Origin of the sequence: Sphingobacterium sp. UT-1RO-CII-1 (genome assembly GCF_026711005.1) — a bacterium.
In the GTDB taxonomy this organism is placed as follows: domain Bacteria; phylum Bacteroidota; class Bacteroidia; order Sphingobacteriales; family Sphingobacteriaceae; genus Sphingobacterium.
Genome location: NZ_JAPPVJ010000002.1, coordinates 83,281 through 100,179, shown reverse-complemented (window position 1 = coordinate 100,179; position 16,899 = coordinate 83,281). Strand labels below are relative to the sequence as shown.

Here is a 16,899-nt window from a genome sequence, read left to right as displayed (position 1 = left end):
ATTGTTATTTCATTAAAAACCCACCTCCTATCAAATCACTGCCTTCATAGAATACAGCTGACTGTCCAGGAGCAATGCCCTTGACTTGATGCGAGAAATCTACTTTCATAATATTACCGTCTAATTGGGTTATCAACGATTCTGCACCAGCATCTTTATAACGAATCTTCGTCACAGCTTCCATCGGCTCTTGAAGCGACGCATATTTAATTAAATTAACATCGCGCACAAAGGCTTGTGATTTTTCCAACTCATGCTCCTCTCCCAATACAACAGAATTACTTTCCGGCAGGATTTCAATAACAAACATTGGTTTTCCTAAAGCTATTCCTAATCCTTTTCTCTGACCAATTGTAAAATAAGGATAACCAATATGCTGGCCCACTACTGTGCCATCAGAAAGAATAAAGTTACCAGGCCCCACCTCTTCGTCCAACGTAGGGCGTTTGTGTCTTAAAAAAGCCCTATAATCGTTTTCAGGAACAAAACATATCTCATAGCTTTCCGACTTTTGTGCAAGCTCCTCCTGCCCCATTTCTAAAGCCATTTGTCTGATTTCTTTTTTCGTAAACCCTCCCAAAGGGAATTGTGTACGCGCTAAATTTTCTTGCGATACACCCCAAAGGACATATGACTGATCTTTATTCTCATCTCTTCCTTTCGATATAACATAACGTCCATTATCGTGCATGCGAATATTTGCATAATGCCCCGTTGCAATAAACTCACAATCCAATTTGTCTGCCCGCTTCATTAAAGCAGACCACTTAATATGTGTATTACAAAGAACACAAGGATTAGGTGTACGACCGGCAATATATTCATCGACAAAGTTATCGATAACGAAATCACCAAATTCATCACGTATATCCAATATAAAGTGTGGAAAGCCATAACCAACAGCTAAAGAACGTGCGTCATTAATACTATCCAAACTACAGCACCCTGTTTCTTTGGAAGAACCACCGGCAGAAGCATAATCCCATGTTTTCATGGTGATACCAATGACTTCATACCCCTGTTCATGCAACATAATCGCTGCTACAGAACTGTCTACTCCGCCACTCATAGCAACTAAAACTCTTCCTCTCTTACTCATAACATTTTTGTAAAGTGCAAAGATAGCCTAAAATGATTAATTGGACTGTTAATTTCCTGTAATTTTATCTCCATCACAATCAGCACTTTGATTGATATACGTAAAATAAATGCATTAAAAGTTTCAAAATTCAAAAAAAGAACATAGATTTGCATCGCAACAAAGGAAGTTTATTGCATAAGTAAGGTGCCATAGCTCAGTTGGTAGAGCAAAGGACTGAAAATCCTTGTGTCGCTGGTTCGAATCCAGCTGGCACCACCAGAAAATCTGAACGTAACAGATAAAAAAACGTAGCGGTGCCATAGCTCAGTTGGTAGAGCAAAGGACTGAAAATCCTTGTGTCGCTGGTTCGAATCCAGCTGGCACCACCAGAAAATCTGAACGTAACAGATAAAAAAAAACGTAGCGGTGCCATAGCTCAGTTGGTAGAGCAAAGGACTGAAAATCCTTGTGTCGCTGGTTCGAATCCAGCTGGCACCACCAGAAAGCTAAGAATATGTATTCTTAGCTTTTTTTATTAACCTCCTGCCCGGTTTATTTTCTTAATATTTTCTCCATCGCTTTCCCTTTTGCTAATTCATCGACCAGCTTATCTAAAAAGCGAATTTTCTGCATCAATGGCTCTGTTATTTCTTCCACCCGATAACCACAGATTACACCTGTAATCTTAGAAGCATTTAGATTTATTCGTGGAGCTTGATCAAAGAACTCTTCAAAGCTAACTTTTTCATCAATTTTATTTTGTAAAGTCAGCTTATCATATCCTGTTAACCAAAAAATAACTTCATCCAATTCGACTTTGGTACGGCCTTTTTTCTCAACTTTTGCAATATAATGTGGGTAAACACTTGCAAATGACATACGATAAACGCGTTCGTTAGTTTTCATGCAGCTATAAATAATTTTTATCAGTATCAATATATTTTAACTTAAAAATACTTAAAATGCATACAGTTCAAAATACCTAAAGATAAAACAGCATATTTTCTGCATACATACCGTCCCATATAAAGTTCTAATATATTACACCTTCTATTCCGTCGAGATGAAGCTACAATAAGTATAATTAAGTAAAACAAAATACGCTAAAAGAGGATTAAATATTCAATAATTCATTTACTTTTGCATTAAATACAGGCAAATCATTATTCATTGATGTCTTAGATGACTAAAGAAATAGTTTTTAAGTTTAAGAATCATTGACAGACTTTGGTTATTATCTTTAGAACATAACCAATAAGAGTAATCCCCATGAACAAAAAATATCGCACACTATTATTCGGAGCTATCATTTCAATAACTAGCTTGCTGACGGGTTGTTTTGAATTTGTTGAGAAAATAGACCTCCAGAACAATGGTTCCGGTGCTATAACCGCTACGCTCAACATGAGTAAAAGCAAAACAAAAGTAGCTTCATTAATGAAGTTAAGTAGTTTTGGAAGCTTCAAAATACCCTCAGAGACTACAGTTAAAGCGGAAATGGAAGAACTAGCAACAACACTCAAAAATACAAAAGGTATTTCTAATGTTAAATATACCCTAGATTTTAAAAACTATATCGCTACATTATCCTGCAATTTTGCACATATTGAAGCTTTAAATGAGTTTAGTAAAGCCCTTTCAAAAAAGACTAAAGTTTCAATTACAAGCTACAATAGCTATAGCTTTAATCCTTCGGCGGGCGTTTTTAAACGTAATTATACGTATACATCTGATATGGGCAAAGAATTTGGTAAGTTGTCCAACGATGATCAACAACTTTTCAATGACGCTATCTATACCAATATTACCCGTTTTGAAAAAAGTATTAAAACACAGCAACACAATCAAGCCAAAGTTTCAGAAGATAAAAAAACTTCCTTGTTGAGAGTTAAAGCCATCGACTTGTTAAGAAACAAAGCAAACCTTACTAATAATATCAGTTTAATAAATTAACCCTACATATGCATATCAAAAAGTATATATTCAGTACATTGGCTATTTTTGCTGCGTACTGTTCTTACGGACAGGATTTAATTAACCGAGTGCCTAAAGAAGCTAAAATCGTCGCTGTTATCAATCATGATGCAATTGTTAAAAATAGCTCGTTAGAGATGCTAAATAGAGCTTTTGTAAAACTTGGACTATTTGAAGCCTTAGCTAATGAAAAGAACATTCACACAGAAAGCATAACGGATCTCCCCATTGCTTTAGATAGAAGTAGTTACATATACTATGCACAAACGGATAGCATCAATTATACGGGGATTCTTATTCCCTTGAAAAAAAATCATAATATAGCAGATGTCCTTTTCAAGGACTATGAAAGTTTTGTTGGCTTAAAAGGCTATGAATCTAAGCACTCTCCCGATCAAAAGACAAATGTAGCATGGAATCATAATATGCTTTTCGTCATGACAAGTGAAATTGAAAAGAAATTTTTCGAAAATCCGGACAATGCCGCTAGATATGGGATAGAGGTTCAAGATGATTATGTTAGTATGTATGAAGAGTTGTTTGAAGAAGCTCCTGCAGTAAGTGATTCTAGTGATGAAGATAGCTGGGAATATAATGAGGAAGAGGAAAATGAAAATTTTGAGTGGGAAACAGATAGTTTAGAAGATTTTGATCTCGAATCCGATTCTACTGCTATTGCTCTTGAAGACTACGATTGGGATGATTATGACCTAAGCGATTTGGAAACAGATTATGCTACCATAAGTACTACAAATGATAGCCTACAAAATAGTCTCCTTAAAAAATGGTCTACGGATAATTTCCCTCTATTTCTGGAACCTGCTCATAACAACGCTAAAAATAAGGGACTAAAAAACTTCAATAGAAAAAACACCCTTGTTCATTTTTGGATGACAGACCTGGATGCTTTTTATAAAAAATCACTACCAGCGGATGTTATTAACTTACGTTTCGGACTACAAACAAATGAATTCACTACCGGCTATACAGACTTAACATTAAGCTTGACACAAAAAGCTAACCAACTGCGCGTGGAGTCTTCCCTAGGTATAGATCGTGATATTGAGAAAATGTTAAAAGACGTTTTCAAAAGTAAGGTAAATAGAAAATTCGCTCACTATGTCCCTGACGACCACTTGGGATACTTTTCCATCAATATGAATACTGAAGCTTATTTAAAAAGCTTGCCTAAGTTTATCGAGCGTTGGTATGCACCTTTAATAGCGCAGTACAAAGAGCCCCTCTCTATTGCAGCTATTGCGACCGACGTATTGTTTGATGAGAAAGCAATCGCCAATTTAGCTAATGGAGACTTTGTTTTTTTTGTTAATGATGTCAAAAAAGTACAAACAGAATATATAGACTATGAATATGATGAGAATTACGATTATACAGAAGTAACGAAAACTAAAGAAGAATATATTCCAAGCTTCTTATCTATGTTCACTTCAAAAGATCAACGTATTTATAAAAAAATAGCTGACTATAGTGTACATAAAGATGAGCTCGAATTTATTGATGGTATTTATAAATTGAATATCAAAGATGCTGGCTTAGCTATGTATTTATTATTTAAAGACGATATTGTATTTCTAGGTTCAGAATTAGAACAGTTAACGGCAATAAGAGATAATAGTTTCAAATCAAAAAGTGGTCACAGCATTTTAAAAGAGGTGAATGGCAATAGCTTTACTGCTGTCGCACATGCAGAAAAAATACCAGAAACGTTTAAGAAGCTAGGTATTCCGATTGTTAAAAGTTTTGAGAAAAATTTTGAAGAGTTAAGCCATTTTGGAGCTTTAAAGACAGAAGTAGGCGCTATCAAAAAAGGAAGAATAGAAAGTGCTATTAGTTTTGACTTGCCAAAAAAAGAAAATAGTGCAATTCGCTATATTCTTAATAAAATACTGTCAAGCCAGGATGGTATGATAGAAACTCTGTTTTAAATGCGAAAACTGTTAAGAAATACTATGATTGCATTAGCCACTATACTTATAGTGGCTATTGCAATATATATCATCCGTGAGAATAAAGCCGACAAACAGTACATTTTACAAAATAGCGAATCGTTAATAGGCCTATCATTAGATGATATATTTCTGAGTAATTTAAGTGTACTATTACCCAAGACGATAGAGAGAACGAGGGATAGCACTAAATCCGAAAAACTCTTCAATAAGATATGGAGTTCTGGATTAGCTATACCTGCAAAATTATATTTTACGACATTACAAGGTAGCACCTCTAAGCTATATACTATTCAAAAAATCAGAAATTGGGAAAATTGGATCACAACGCTACACCAATTTGACCAAAAAATTGACACCCTTGCTGACAGCCATTATTTTTTCAAATTCGACAAAAATATAGCGATAGTTTTTGATCGTGAGCATATTATCTTTGAACTAGCCATAGGTCAACAAACAGATAGTGAAATATTACGACAACTTTTAAAGAATAAAGAACGTTGGCAAATGGTTAAAAACATTACAAGTAGTAAACTAACATCAGGCCTAAAAACAGAACACCTATTCTATTACCATTTCAAAGAAGAACATTTCTTAGGTGGACAAATAATCAATAAAGAGCTAGCGTTAGAAGGTATCTACAAATCCCAACATAATTTAGCAGACATGAATTCTATAAGACGAATAGATGAAAAGTCAAATGCCTTAATTTTTTGGAGTAGTCTATACTGGGATGAAATGCCTCGCCTCGCTCTTTTTTTTGAAAAATTCCTCAACATTAATACAGAACAAATAGCGCAATCTTATAAGAATTATATAGATTTCGTTATCAAAACAAAAACTGTTGTGCAAAAAGACACCGTTATCAGCTATGATTATGATGAGAATTTTAGCAGCATAGCAAAAGAAGAAGTTCAAACAACCCAAGTGCCTCTTATTGAGTTTACTTTGAAAGGTGAAAAAGAGTTCTTGCAAACTATACCCCAAGAAATATTTTATAATTTTTATAAAACAAGTAAAGGACAATTTCAATTGCATAGCACCGAACAAGGCACTTTAAAAACTTTGAAATTTGAACAGAACAAAATGCCTTTTTATTTTTATACAGACTTCACTTTATGGCCTACAATATCGCACGTTGGAGCAATAGCCTACTTCGTGCAAGAAAAAGTAAAAATAGAAATCCAAACAAGCGTAAAAAGTAAAAAAGAATTAAAAATAAAGGCAAAAATCGATTTTAAAGGCAATTAAGGGACTATGTGCTATTTTCTATCATTCATTTTACATAAGAACAACAGAAAATAGCATTCTTTAAATGAATAAACTATTCTTATTTATTCTGTTGGTCAAAAAAGTATACAATCAGCATAACTGCATTCTCCTCGCCAATATTTTTAGGTGTATGTGCCAATCGTCCATTAAATAGAATAGAGTCGCCTTCATCCAACTCGATAACTTCATCTATAAATTCATAAGCTACTTTACCTTTAATAATATATTTATACTCAAAAGCCTCTGTCTCTACCATCGGTCGTGATGCGCCAGGCAACAGCTCTAACAAAACCACATCAATGGTAGATTGATCTACTGAAGTGGTTATTATTCTATTATATAGAAAGCCTTCCGCTTGCTCTTTCTCAAAACTCTCATAATCTTTCTTTCTTTTGACCAAAATCGGACCTAGAGCAACTTCTGATTTAAAATCCTCAAAAAATACATTGAGATCTATATCTAAAGCAGAAATAATATTGACCAAAACCAATAATGATGGAATTGTACGGTTATTCTCGATTTGCGAAATTAACCCTTTACTTACTCCTGCTTTGTCAGCTACCTCCTGAAGGGTTATCCCCTTCTCTTTACGGCACTCGCGTAATTTCTGACTTATCTTAAATATCGTTTTACTTTCCATAATTGTAGTGAACAAATGTAATTAAATAAAACATTAACTCTCTACCGAGCTATAGAAATCCCCAAATAAAAGTTTGAAAATTACACTTTCTAACAATCACTAAACAATTATATAACATAAAATTAATCCTTATAAATGTATAGTATTTGTAAACTTTCTTTAGTATTGTAAAAATAAATACAACATGAACAATACAACACTTGTCAGCGTGAGTAACGCGTTCAATACAGAGATTAGATGTACGAAACACTTTATTTCTCCTTTAATCTAAAGAATGATGGCTAATAACTTCAGAAGAGATCAGTGGAAAATGTTGCTCGTTACCATGTTTGCCTATCTGTTCTTCTATACCGGGCGTCACAATTTCGGTTGGGCGGCAAAAGGAATGGCTGAAGATCTTTCTATCAGCTTTCAACAAATTGGCTGGATAAGTTTTGCAATGCTTATGGGCTATGCGATCGGCCAATTGATCAATGGTAATTTAGCAGATCGTTTCAGCCCAAAACACATGATTTTAACTGGCGGAACATTATCTGTTCTTTGCAATCTCGGAATAAGTTATGCAGACACCTATAAGACTATACTCCTATTGTGGACTTTAAATGGATATTTTCAATCGATGGCCTGGGGCTCGGGAAGCAAACTGATTGCCAATTGGTGGAGTGGAAAAGAACGTGGTAAAGCCTTTGGCTTTTATACAATGGCAGCCGGGAGTTCTTCTGTCATGACCTTTCTAATAGCACTTTTCTTAATACAAGATGACCAAAGCTGGCGCACGTTATTTCGTTATCCCATTCTTTTTCTCTTGGGAGCTCTAATACTATTTGCATTTATAGCGTATAGCCATCCTCGATTAAAAAGTTATACCCTTGAGGAAGACCAAAAAAAAGAAGATTTAAAACTCAATTGGAAACAAGCCTATTTAGCAGTTTTTAAGAATAAAAGCTTCTTGATTGTCTCCTTTGCTATTGGTTTTCAAAGCATGGCTCGTTACGGTTTAATCTTTTGGGTACCCATACATTTTTTAGGATCCAACTATAAGGATTCTACTGATGATCTTTGGATAACGCTCTTTATTCCGATAGGCATGGCCATCGGGGCTGTCTCTTTTGGCTATATATCAGATTACATATTCAAATCAAACCGTATAAAGTCTATCCGCTGGGGGATGCTATGCAGTTGTGCAATAGCTTTATTAATCTATTTCCTTCCCGAAGCCAATCGTTTAACAGCAGTCATTCTTATGTTTGCTGCAGGATTCTTTGTTTATGGCCCTCAAGCTAATTTCTGGACACTTAGCCCCGATCTTCTTGGTGTAAAATTAGTAGGAACTGGAATAGGTGTAATGAATATGTTTGCTTATGTCTTTGCTGCATTTGGTGAGCCGCTATTTGGGAAAGTCATAGATTATACAAAAAACACAGCAAATATTTTTTTATTAGTCGCTATCATCTGCGCTATATGTGCACTAATAATTTCACTAGTAAATAATAAAAATAATATATTAAAAGATTATGAGTAAAATAAAAATGGCCATTTTTGATATGGCAGGAACAACTGTTCAGGATCATCGTGAGGTAGAAAAATGTTTTTATGAAGCGATAAAAGCAACCAACCTAGATGTATCATCCGAGAAAATAAACAGTATGATGGGTTGGTCAAAGATTTTAGTTTTTGAAACGATCTGGAAAGAAGAGCTTGGCGAAAACCATCCTGCTTATAAAAGCAAGGTACAAGAATCTTATGATTACTTTTGCCACACCTTAGAGTCCCATTATGAAACTGTTGGAGCTAAACCTTACGATGGGATATTGGAAGTCTTTGAATATTGTAGAGCAGCAAATATCAAAATTGCACTAACAACAGGATTCTACCGTAAAGTAACAGACATTATCTTAGCTAAATTGGGCTGGAATACAGATCTAAACAGTGATTATTTATGTTTAGAAAACACAGGTAAGAATTTTATCAACTGCTCAATAGCTAGTAGCGATGTAAAAAATGGACGTCCAGCACCTGAGATGATTCAATTGGCCATGGCAAAATGCAATATTACAGATAGCAAACAAGTTTTTAATATTGGCGATACTCCTTCAGATTTACAATCAGCAGAGAGTGCAAGAGTTTTGCTTTCTGTGGGTTCACTCTACGGAACGCATACCGAAAATGAACTAAAAGACTATAAACACGATAAATTTATTACAAAACCTATCGATATCATCGAACTGATTAAGACGCATAATAACTAAAAAGAGGAACAGCTAACCCGCTGATGAAAGAGTTTTCCAACGGGTTAGCTAGCCTTAATTATACCTCCTCAAAAAAATGTTTACCTAAAAACAACCAATCCTTTATCTATATTTTATTATATTTGCTTTGTTTCTTGCTAAGATCTGTGATTTTCAGCATTCTAAAGAAGAAACATTTCTTTGCCCACATTAAGGCTAAGATAAATGCAAATGAAAAAAAATATATCCATAACAATAACATCTTTAGCAACGCTGATTATTTTACTTTCAGCGACTCTAGCACACCACCATCACCAAGAATGGGTGCACCTCGTTATGGACACCTGCAATATGACCAATTGCGACTTAGATCAATCAATAACACATTGTCATGATCTACCTGATCATAGTGACTTCGATAAAGATTGTGTATTTGAAAAGGACTATGTGAGTGCATCTTCCTATGATATAAAATTTGGAGGACTTGAAAAACAAATTTTTCATAATCCATTTCTTTTATATTGTATCAACGACAATCAATTAAAAAAATTCAGCGAAGCTGAAAAGAAGTTGATTTATAAGCAATATAAACTTCCATATATACCTACATATGTGGCTTCGAGTGTCGGTCTTCGTGCTCCACCTACTTCTCTCCTCTCAAGTTTGATTTAAACCCACAACTTCTAGTTTTTTTTACAAAAGGGTATAAAATCAATCATGTTTCCCACAATATTCTAGTTACAATAAGATAGGCTTTTTGTAGTCTACCAAATTGTCTTTTTAAACATTTCAGTTTTAAAATTACATCAATCAGTTTTAAAGCAAGTATTGCGCTCTAAATCAGAAAGATCAAATTTAAAGAGCACTTAAGTAACATTTAAAATGATAAAATCATTTATTCCATTAATAGGGCTTATTTTCACTTTATATGCATGTAATAATAATGCAAATAAAGTGAGTGAAAGTAATACAGGGCACAATAACGACCATGCCAGCCATGATCACGACCATGATCACGACCATGACCACGAGCACGAGCATGGTGATGACCACAGCGATGAAATTGTCTTTACTTCTGAACAAGCAGAGGCGGCGGGTTTACAAACGCAGATAGTGTCTCCAGGTACTTTCCATGAGGTTGTAAAAACAAGTGGGCAAATACAATCATCTCAAGGTGATGAAGTCACCATTGTTGCCACTGGAAATGGCACACTCACTTTTAGTAACGCTGCTATTGCCGAAGGTAAGTCAATAGCTGCTGGCGAATCAATCGTAACTATATCTGCAAAAAATTTACAGGAAGGTGATCCCATCGCTAAAATAAAAATAGAATACGAAACTGCAGAACGGGAACTAAAGCGCGCAGAATCTTTAATTGCGGATAAGATTATCTCTGATAAGGATTTTCAATTAGCCCGTCAACGCTATGAGAATGCTCAAACTGTTTACAATGCACAGGCTGCCAATGTCACCTCTTCGGGACTTCGGGTAACTTCTCCAATAGCTGGTTTTTTAAAAAACAGACTTGTCAATCAAGGCGAATACGTGACTATAGGTCAACCGATAGCCGTCGTGTCACAAAACAGAAAACTTCAGCTAAAAGCAGAAGTGTCAGAGCGCTATTTCAACAATCTAAAAGGTTTAAGTACTGCTCATTTTAAAACAGCTTATGATACTGTGACGTACAAACTTAACAACCTCAACGGGAAGCTTTTATCTTACGGAAAAGCAACAAATAGTTCATCTTTCTATATTCCCGTTATTTTCGAGTTTGACAATAAAGGTGGTATAATACCTGGAGCATATACAGAAGTATATCTGCTCTCCACTCCTTTGCAAAATGTAATCGCTATACCGCTAACAGCTGTAACTGAAGAGCAAGGATTACATTTCGTTTATTTACGTATCGGTAAAGAGGCCTACAAAAAACAGGAGGTTCAACTGGGGCAAAGTGATGGTGATCGTGTCCATGTTAAAAACGGCCTAGAAAGTGGCAATGAAATAGTAACAAGAGGAGCATATCAAGTAAAAATAGCCGCAAATGCATCTATCATACCTGAAGGCCATACCCACTAAAACGTATAGAAAGATTAAAACATGTTAAATTCTATTATAAAATTTGCATTAAACAACCGGCTTGTAGTTTTACTTGGATCTGTTCTGCTGATGTTAGCAGGTACTTATACAGCTACAAATATGGAAGTTGATGTCTTCCCCGACTTAAATGCCCCAACAGTTGTTGTGATGACTGAAGCAAGAGGAATGGCGCCAGAAGAAGTAGAAAGGCTGGTCACTTTTCCTGTAGAAACAGCAGTGAACGGAGCTACTGATGTACGCCGTGTCCGTTCGTCTTCAACAACAGGGTTTTCCATCGTCTGGATAGAATTCGATTGGGGAACTGATATTTATCGCGCTAGGCAGATTGTTTCAGAAAAATTAGCCATGGTTAATGAAACACTACCTAACAATGTCGGTTCCCCTACCTTAGGCCCTCAATCATCCATATTGGGTGAAGTAATGATCATGGGACTAACAGCTGATACTACATCCTTGCAAGAATTACGTACCATTGCTGACTGGACCATACGCCCCCGTCTTTTATCTACGGGTGGAGTTGCACAAGTTACAGTCATAGGTGGAGATATTAAGGAATACCAAATCCTGCTTGATCCTGAAAGAATGAAGCATTTCGGTATCAGTTTAGACGAAGTTATCACGGTCACGAAAGGTATGAATGAGAATGCCACAGGAGGCGTTCTTTATGAATATAGCAACGAGTATTTAATACAAGGTCAATTGTCAACAAACCAAGTTGAAGACTTAGCGAAATCAGTTGTTAAGACAGTCGATGATTCACCGATATTATTAGAACATATTGCCGATGTTAAAATTGGAAACAAAGAGCCGAAAATAGGTTTAGCTTCTGTCGATGGTAAATCTGCAGTTATTATTACGGTCACTAAACAGCCAGCAACAGGTACAATTGAACTGACCGAAAAGATAGAACAATCTCTTTCTGACTTACAAACTACCTTACCGAGCGACATCACAATTAATACGGAAATATTTAAACAATCCAAGTTTATTGACAACTCCATCAATAATGTTAAAAGCGCTTTATTAGAAGGTGGTATTTTTGTTGTTGTTATTCTATTTATCTTTTTGATGAACGTAAGAACAACACTCATATCACTAGTTACCATACCATTATCACTAGTAACCTCTATTTTAGCTTTAAAAGCTATGGGGCTCACCATTAACACAATGAGTTTAGGAGGAATGGCTATAGCCATTGGTTCTTTAGTGGATGATGCTATCGTAGACGTGGAAAATGTCTTCAAAAGACTGCGCGAGAATCGTTTAAAACCTAAAGAAGAACAACTAAGCGTGCTAATGGTCGTTTACGAAGCTTCAAAAGAAGTACGTATGCCTATTTTAAATTCCACGTTTATAATAGTTGCCAGCTTTGTTCCTTTATTTTTCCTTTCCGGCATGGAAGGCAGGATGTTAGCACCTTTAGGTATTGCTTTCATAGTAGCTTTATTTGCATCTACTGTTGTCGCATTGACCCTTACTCCTGTCCTCTGCAGTTACTTATTAGGTAGACCCAAAGAAAATAAAAAAGCTGATCGTGAGCCATTTGTTGCGCGTACACTTAAAAAAGTGTATGAAAAGTGTTTAAACTGGGCTTTACGCTTTAAAATAGTAGTTTTGAGTATTACTGTTGTACTATTTATTGCCTCATTAATCATTTTCTCGACATTGGGCAGAAGCTTTCTACCTGCTTTCAACGAGGGCTCCTTAACCGTCAATGTAAGTTCACTTCCTGGTGTTTCCCTAGAGGAGTCTGACAAAATCGGACTTATTGCAGAAAAAATACTTTTGTCAGTTCCTGAAATTAAAACAACAGGTAGAAAAACAGGCCGAGCCGAATTGGACGAACATGCTTTAGGTGTGAATGTTTCAGAAATTGAAGCTCCTTTTGAATTAGCTGATAGGTCGAAAGACGATTTTCTTGCTGATCTTAGGGAGAAGTTCAAAGATTTACCAGGGGTTAGTATAGAAATCGGACAACCAATCTCCCACCGTATCGATGCCATGCTATCGGGTACACAGGCGAATATCGCCATTAAACTATTTGGTACAGACCTCAATAAAATGTTTTCTATAGGTAATGAAATCAAAGCTAGTATTCAAGATGTTGAAGGTATAGCTGATTTAAACGTAGAGCAGCAGGTTGAGCGTCCTCAATTGAAAATCGAACCCAAAAGGGAATTATTAGCAAAATATGGCATTTCGTTACCCGAATTTGCAGAGATCATACGTGTTATGTTAGCGGGAGAAGAGGTTTCTCTGGTTTATGAAGGAAATAAAGTGTTTGATCTAACACTAAAAGTAAAAAATGAAAGCCGAGAAACTTCAGAGCGGATAAGAAACCTAACTATTGATGCTAATGGCCGTAAAATACCATTAGAGAATATTGCCAAAATAACCTCTACAACTGGACCAAATACCATCAGCCGCGAAAATGTAGCTCGTAAAATCGTTGTGTCTGCAAACGTAGCAGGGCGTGATCTCCGAGGTGTTGTTGAAGATATACAAGACAAGATAAACACCCAAATAACATTACCCGAGGGCTATCACTTAGAGTATGGCGGACAATTTGAGAGCGAGCAAGCAGCATCACGCACCTTGCTTCTTACGTCTATCTTCTCCTTAGTTGTGATATTTTTATTACTCTTCAACGAGTTTAAAAGTGTAAAACAATCTGCCGTCATCTTATTGAATCTTCCTTTAGCACTTATTGGAGGTGTATTTGTATTATGGCTCACAAATGGTATAATGAGTATTCCGGCCATTATCGGGTTTATCTCTCTTTTTGGAATCGCAACGCGTAATGGGATGTTACTAGTATCGCGTTTTAACGATCTCCAAGCACAAGGCATGCCTGTTCATGAGAGTGTGATTATCGGTTCACTAGACCGATTAAACCCTATCTTAATGACAGCCTTTACTTCTGCACTTGCTTTGATACCATTAGCCCTAGCAAGTGATTTGCCCGGCAATGAAATACAAAGCCCAATGGCACAAGTCTTATTAGGCGGTTTACTTAGCTCCACACTACTTAATGGTTTTGTTGTTCCAATAGTGTATAGCATGATGGGTAAAAAACAACAGAATACACATACAGTAGCATAAATAAAATAATATGAAAAAAGTTATTTATTCCCTGATATGCCTTGCATTTAGCAGTACTGCTTATGCCCAATCGGATATGCAAGATATACTGCAAACGATTGAAACGAATAACAGCACACTCAAGGCATTAAAAGAAGAAATGAATGCCCAAAAGATCAGTAACAAAACAGGCATATATTTACAAAACCCTGAAGTAGAATTTACACACCTCTGGGGCTCGCCAAAAATGGTGGGTAATGAGAAAGATTTGAATATCAAACAGACTTTTGACTTTGCTACAATTAGTGGGCGTAGAAATGAATTAGCCAACAAACAAAATGTGTTAATAGATATACAATATAAATCCAACAGACTCACTATACTTTCTGAAGCAAAACAATACTTAGTTGACTACCTATATTATCAAAGTTTAAAGTCCGAGCTTAATGTCAGGTTGCAACATGCTCAAATTATCGCTCAGGTATACAAAAAAAGATTAGAGCAAGGCGATGGTAATATACTTGAATATAATAAAGCGCAGCTTAACCTGAGTATGATTGAAGGTGAAATGTCAGCCAACAAAGTAGAGGAACAAGCCTTAAATGCTCAATTGACTCGTTTAAATGCAGGACAAGAACTCAATTTAGCTGCCGTAAATTTTGATTTAGAGAAACTACCTGATGACTTTGACACCTGGTACCAGACAGCAGAAAGTAAAAACCCTCTCCTAGCTTATATAAAACAAGAAATCGAAGTCGGCAAACAACAAGTATCAGTCAATAAAGCATTAGGTATGCCAAACTTTTCTGCGGGCTACGTGCGAGAAAAATCCACAGGGCAATCACTCAATGGTGTTATGGTAGGATTATCGATTCCTTTATGGGAAAACAAAAATCGGGTTAAACAAGCTAAACTAAGCATCAGAGCCGCCGAAGAAAGGCAAATGGATGCCCAACTTCAGTTTTACCAACAATTAAAAGCTTCTTACCAAAAAGCTTATGGACTACAACAAACTGCTACTGCGTACAAGAAGTCTTTACAAAGCACCAATAACATAGAACTACTTTCCAAAGCGCTAAATGCAGGTGAATTGTCTTTGTTAGAATATATGGTTGAACTCAGTATCTATTACGAAAACGTCAATAGGACGCTTATAGCTGAGCGAGACTATCAGCGGGCCTTAGCACAGCTGAAAGAAGTTGAACTCTAAAAGTAAATCCCCAGACTAATCTGGGGATTTCTCATTCTACAACAAAATAAAAACCAATAAAAATTCTATTTATTTAAATCTATTAAGATTTTAACTTCTGATGGACTAGAAACTAAAGCTTCGAAACCTTTATCTACAATCTCATCTAAAGTAATTCTGCTTGTAACCAACTTTTCGACAGGCATTCTCCCAGTATCAATCATTGCGATAACTTCTGGAAAAATATTACGGTAAGCAATAGTCCCCTTAATAGTCAGCTCTCTCACTACTTGTTCATAAGCATTATATGTTACTGGTTTCCCAAATAAAGCCACCAGAACGGCAGTTCCACCGTTACGCAAACTAGCAATACCATTATCAAAAGATGCCTGTACCCCAGCTGCGTCAATAAAAACATCTACACCTATTCCAGTAATCTTCCTTACTTGCTCTGCAATATTTGTATCAGTAGCACGGATAATCTTCGTAGCACCAATTTCCTGCGCCTTCGCTAAGCGGCTTTCTGAAACATCTGTTACAATCACGGTAGCAGCCCCCGCTGCAATAGCTGCTTGCACACATAACAAACCGATTGGACCAGCGCCTGATACCATTACCGATTGTCCCATTTGCAAACCACTTTCCAACACCGCATAAACCGCTACAGCTGCAGGTTCTACCAAAGCACCCTGCTCAAAACTCATACTATCTGGTATCTTATGTACCATATAACTTTCTACAACCGTATAATCTGCAAACCCTCCATTTGAAGTCAAACCCACAAACCCCAAAGGTTCCGATAAGTTATACTCTCCTTTAGCTATAAATGGACTGTCAAAATTCTTAAAAAGAGGTTCAACAACCACACGGTCGCCTTTTTTAACATGTTTTACATGAGCTCCAACTTCCTCAACAATGCCTGAAAACTCATGTCCTAGAGTAGTCACACCCACATGTCCATTTAAAGAATAGGGTTTTTCAGCTGGTATCAACTGCGGCCCCCCTGTATATTCGTGCAAATCGGAACCACAAATTCCTGCAAATTGAACCGCAATCTTTACTTGATTTTCATTAGGCGTTGGAACAGCAACCTCTTCTACTCGAATATCTTTAGCAGCATACCATCTCGCAGCTTTCATTATATTTTGATTTGTACCCATAGTAATTTAATATATGTGAACCTAAGCCCCATACTTAAGTTCCTGAATACTTTAAATGTACGTATCATTTCATGTTTAATAAATGACCTAGGTTATCTTTTAAAATGCTAAAAACCACTCCACTCCTCATTTGTAAAAGAAAAACAATTGATGTTAAATGTCTACGAATTTGTAAAAATTGAAACAAAAACGTATATTCTGTGTTATCTA

At 36.1% G+C, this 16,899-nt stretch carries 13 protein-coding genes and 3 tRNA genes; 12 read left to right on the top strand and 4 right to left on the bottom strand.

Going from position 1 to position 16,899, the window contains the following annotated elements; genetic code table 11:
• Positions 1–4 precede the first annotated feature (4 nt).
• Positions 5–1,099 carry a tRNA 2-thiouridine(34) synthase MnmA gene (gene mnmA, locus ORI89_RS04320; protein ID WP_268229211.1) on the bottom strand — a complete coding sequence of 365 codons (1,095 nt, stop codon included), beginning with the start codon at positions 1,097–1,099 and terminating at the stop codon, positions 5–7.
• Positions 1,100–1,284: 185 nt separating this feature from the next.
• On the opposite strand from mnmA, the gene ORI89_RS04315 reads away from it, so the two are divergent.
• From ORI89_RS04315 to ORI89_RS04305, 3 genes are all read left to right on the top strand, one after another.
• Positions 1,285–1,360 (top strand) — tRNA-Phe (locus ORI89_RS04315).
• 34 nt (positions 1,361–1,394) lie between these two features.
• Positions 1,395–1,470 (top strand) — tRNA-Phe (locus ORI89_RS04310).
• 36 nt (positions 1,471–1,506) lie between these two features.
• Positions 1,507–1,582, top strand: a tRNA-Phe gene (locus ORI89_RS04305).
• Positions 1,583–1,633: 51 nt separating this feature from the next.
• On the opposite strand, the gene ORI89_RS04300 is transcribed toward ORI89_RS04305, so the two are convergent.
• Positions 1,634–1,987 carry a DUF2200 domain-containing protein gene (locus tag ORI89_RS04300; RefSeq protein WP_268229210.1) on the bottom strand — a complete coding sequence of 118 codons (354 nt, stop codon included), beginning with the start codon at positions 1,985–1,987 and terminating at the stop codon, positions 1,634–1,636.
• Positions 1,988–2,350: 363 nt separating this feature from the next.
• Here ORI89_RS04300 and ORI89_RS04295 point away from each other — a divergent pair, with 363 nt between their 5' ends.
• The 3 genes from ORI89_RS04295 to ORI89_RS04285 are packed head-to-tail and all read left to right on the top strand — an operon-like array spanning position 2,351 to position 6,273.
• A complete protein-coding gene (locus ORI89_RS04295; protein ID WP_268229209.1) occupies positions 2,351–3,034 on the top strand; it encodes a hypothetical protein in 684 nt (227 codons plus the stop codon).
• Between the two features lie 8 nt (positions 3,035–3,042).
• Positions 3,043–5,001 carry a hypothetical protein gene (locus tag ORI89_RS04290; protein ID WP_268229208.1) on the top strand — a complete coding sequence of 653 codons (1,959 nt, stop codon included), beginning with the start codon at positions 3,043–3,045 and terminating at the stop codon, positions 4,999–5,001.
• Positions 5,002–6,273 (top strand): hypothetical protein, encoded by a 1,272-nt coding sequence (locus tag ORI89_RS04285; RefSeq protein ID WP_268229207.1) that lies wholly within the window; start codon positions 5,002–5,004, stop codon positions 6,271–6,273.
• Between the two features lie 79 nt (positions 6,274–6,352).
• Here ORI89_RS04285 and ORI89_RS04280 read toward each other — a convergent pair whose 3' ends face one another.
• Positions 6,353–6,934: a helix-turn-helix domain-containing protein gene (locus ORI89_RS04280; protein WP_268229206.1), complete on the bottom strand. Its 582-nt coding sequence runs from the start codon at positions 6,932–6,934 to the stop codon at positions 6,353–6,355.
• A gap of 274 nt (positions 6,935–7,208) precedes the next feature.
• On the opposite strand from ORI89_RS04280, the gene ORI89_RS04275 reads away from it, so the two are divergent.
• The 6 genes from ORI89_RS04275 to ORI89_RS04250 all read left to right on the top strand — a co-directional run bounded on the left by ORI89_RS04275 (position 7,209) and on the right by ORI89_RS04250 (position 15,550).
• Positions 7,209–8,456 (top strand): MFS transporter, encoded by a 1,248-nt coding sequence (locus ORI89_RS04275; RefSeq protein ID WP_268229205.1) that lies wholly within the window; start codon positions 7,209–7,211, stop codon positions 8,454–8,456.
• A complete protein-coding gene (locus ORI89_RS04270) occupies positions 8,449–9,183 on the top strand; it encodes an HAD hydrolase-like protein (protein ID WP_268229204.1) in 735 nt (244 codons plus the stop codon). Before ORI89_RS04275 ends, ORI89_RS04270 begins: the two co-directional genes overlap by 8 nt.
• Positions 9,184–9,393: 210 nt before the next feature.
• Positions 9,394–9,834 (top strand): hypothetical protein, encoded by a 441-nt coding sequence (locus ORI89_RS04265; protein WP_268229203.1) that lies wholly within the window; start codon positions 9,394–9,396, stop codon positions 9,832–9,834.
• A gap of 210 nt (positions 9,835–10,044) precedes the next feature.
• Positions 10,045–11,238, top strand: a complete 1,194-nt coding sequence (locus ORI89_RS04260; protein WP_268229202.1) for an efflux RND transporter periplasmic adaptor subunit — start codon at positions 10,045–10,047, stop codon at positions 11,236–11,238.
• A 21-nt stretch (positions 11,239–11,259) separates the two neighbouring features.
• Entirely contained in the window at positions 11,260–14,361 is a 3,102-nt protein-coding gene (locus ORI89_RS04255) for an efflux RND transporter permease subunit (protein ID WP_268229201.1), read from the top strand.
• A 10-nt stretch (positions 14,362–14,371) separates the two neighbouring features.
• Positions 14,372–15,550, top strand: coding sequence for a TolC family protein (locus ORI89_RS04250; protein WP_268229200.1), 1,179 nt, complete (start codon positions 14,372–14,374; stop codon positions 15,548–15,550).
• A gap of 65 nt (positions 15,551–15,615) precedes the next feature.
• Here the strand turns inward: ORI89_RS04250 and ORI89_RS04245 are convergent, their stop codons facing one another.
• Positions 15,616–16,689, bottom strand: coding sequence for a 2,3-butanediol dehydrogenase (locus ORI89_RS04245; protein WP_268229199.1), 1,074 nt, complete (start codon positions 16,687–16,689; stop codon positions 15,616–15,618).
• Between the last annotated feature and the right edge of the window lie 210 nt (positions 16,690–16,899).

Bases quoted from the DNA above. Each gene is read 5' to 3' on its own strand.
- mnmA (WP_268229211.1), bottom strand. From the start codon at position 1,099: ATGAGTAAGAGAGGAAGAGTTTTAGTTGCTATGAGTGGCGGAGTAGAC.
- ORI89_RS04300 (WP_268229210.1), bottom strand. From the start codon at position 1,987: ATGAAAACTAACGAACGCGTTTATCGTATGTCATTTGCAAGTGTTTAC.
- ORI89_RS04295 (WP_268229209.1), top strand. From the start codon at position 2,351: ATGAACAAAAAATATCGCACACTATTATTCGGAGCTATCATTTCAATA.
- ORI89_RS04290 (WP_268229208.1), top strand. From the start codon at position 3,043: ATGCATATCAAAAAGTATATATTCAGTACATTGGCTATTTTTGCTGCG.
- ORI89_RS04285 (WP_268229207.1), top strand. From the start codon at position 5,002: ATGCGAAAACTGTTAAGAAATACTATGATTGCATTAGCCACTATACTT.
- ORI89_RS04280 (WP_268229206.1), bottom strand. From the start codon at position 6,934: ATGGAAAGTAAAACGATATTTAAGATAAGTCAGAAATTACGCGAGTGC.
- ORI89_RS04275 (WP_268229205.1), top strand. From the start codon at position 7,209: ATGATGGCTAATAACTTCAGAAGAGATCAGTGGAAAATGTTGCTCGTT.
- ORI89_RS04270 (WP_268229204.1), top strand. From the start codon at position 8,449: ATGAGTAAAATAAAAATGGCCATTTTTGATATGGCAGGAACAACTGTT.
- ORI89_RS04265 (WP_268229203.1), top strand. From the start codon at position 9,394: ATGAAAAAAAATATATCCATAACAATAACATCTTTAGCAACGCTGATT.
- ORI89_RS04260 (WP_268229202.1), top strand. From the start codon at position 10,045: ATGATAAAATCATTTATTCCATTAATAGGGCTTATTTTCACTTTATAT.
- ORI89_RS04255 (WP_268229201.1), top strand. From the start codon at position 11,260: ATGTTAAATTCTATTATAAAATTTGCATTAAACAACCGGCTTGTAGTT.
- ORI89_RS04250 (WP_268229200.1), top strand. From the start codon at position 14,372: ATGAAAAAAGTTATTTATTCCCTGATATGCCTTGCATTTAGCAGTACT.
- ORI89_RS04245 (WP_268229199.1), bottom strand. From the start codon at position 16,689: ATGGGTACAAATCAAAATATAATGAAAGCTGCGAGATGGTATGCTGCT.